The 1,442-nt window shown below is 32.4% G+C and carries 1 protein-coding gene; it reads right to left on the minus strand.

Annotated elements, in window-relative coordinates:
• Positions 1–13 precede the first annotated feature (13 nt).
• Positions 14–1,243 carry an IS4 family transposase gene (locus ACT29H_RS16730; protein ID WP_444822801.1) on the minus strand — a complete coding sequence of 410 codons (1,230 nt, stop codon included), beginning with the start codon at positions 1,241–1,243 and terminating at the stop codon, positions 14–16.
• Positions 1,244–1,442: the final 199 nt, after the last annotated feature.

A 1,442-nucleotide genomic window follows, 5' to 3' on the forward strand; every position in this document is an offset into this window, starting at 1 on the left:
CAATGTCGTTTAGTTAAGGTTTGTAAGCTGAAAATGCCACAGGTTTTCCAGAGTATCTTTTAAATCGTGTGTTATATCTTCCTTTTCTTACAATTTCTAGTTGATTAAGAAGTTGGGAAGCAAAGTCCATTAAGATCTCATCCCATATATTTGGTGTAAAAAATGCTAATATTATATCTTTCACTTTTCGGTATGCCTGGGTTCGATTGAGTTGATAGTTTCTTTTTCTAGATTTAGATATCTTGGATTTTCCCTTTGAGGTAAGCTTTCTGCTTAAGATACTGGATAAGTTTGCCCTCATGATTATCCTATAAAAATCTTGTTTCACAGTAATCATAGATTTCCCACTCATGTTTTCTAATTGAGCTCTAACTTTCAAAAGTTTAAATGATTCTTCAACAGGCCATCTCTTTATATATAAGTTCATTATTTCGCAAACAGGATATTGTTTCTGATTTGTTAATGAAGTGATTAATACATGATCTTCTCCGTTTTCAATCCGGACTCTTACTAAGCGTAATTTTAATTTTTTCGGAGAAATGCCTCGCTCTCTGCATCGTTTTATAGCTTCATTGCATGGAGATACTTCAACATATTGCTCAGATAAAGATGAATTCAAGAATTCCTTAGCAAGTTTCCAGCGATTGGCTTTGACTCTTATTAGGAAATGTTTTTGCTGTTCTAATACCAGAGCCATTATCCAATAAGCTGAATATCCACGATCTGCGATTATTAAGTCATTTTTTTCTAAGGTTTGAAGATGTCGTGAAAATAATTCTAGTTCACTGGTTCGGTAATGATCAATTTGTGCATCAACACTAATTTCATTTAATGAATCATAGGCCTGTGAAATTCTTGCCATCACAACTTTTCTTCCATTTTCTGTTTTGGTTTCAAAGTGGCCAAAGTTTTTAACTAGATCTTTAGAGTAAGGTAGTTGAATTGTACTGCCATCAATAGCTATCAATCGATGACCTTTCCATCTTTTAATACCACTTGCGTTCTGATAATAATATTGAACCTGTAGTATATTTAAGTGAGAAAATACTTCCGGTTTTAATTTTAAACGATGCTGGCTTAAGGCGCCTTTGCTATAGGTAGCATCTGAACCTTTAAAAAACTTATCCAACTCTTGTTGGCAACTGCTTTTCCCTAATTGAAGAAGAAAATAAATTAACGATGAAAAACTAAGACCTCTTACTCTTGTAAAGAAACGGGACTCAGTTCTGAAAGTTTTTAACAAACCTTCATCTTCTATCTTATTTTTTAAATAATTTAAAAGGCCTTTCGAAAAGGAAAAAGACCTCGCTGTTATTAGATTGTTACACTTCCTTTTCTATACTTCAAAAATACAAAGACAGCAAAAAACGACAAAATAAATTATATACAATATTACTATACAATTAAATAGTAGGCTTTTTGTCCTTAACTAAACGACATTG

It is taken from the genome of Thermophagus sp. OGC60D27 (assembly GCF_052400625.1).
In the GTDB taxonomy this organism is placed as follows: domain Bacteria; phylum Bacteroidota; class Bacteroidia; order Bacteroidales; family Marinilabiliaceae; genus Thermophagus.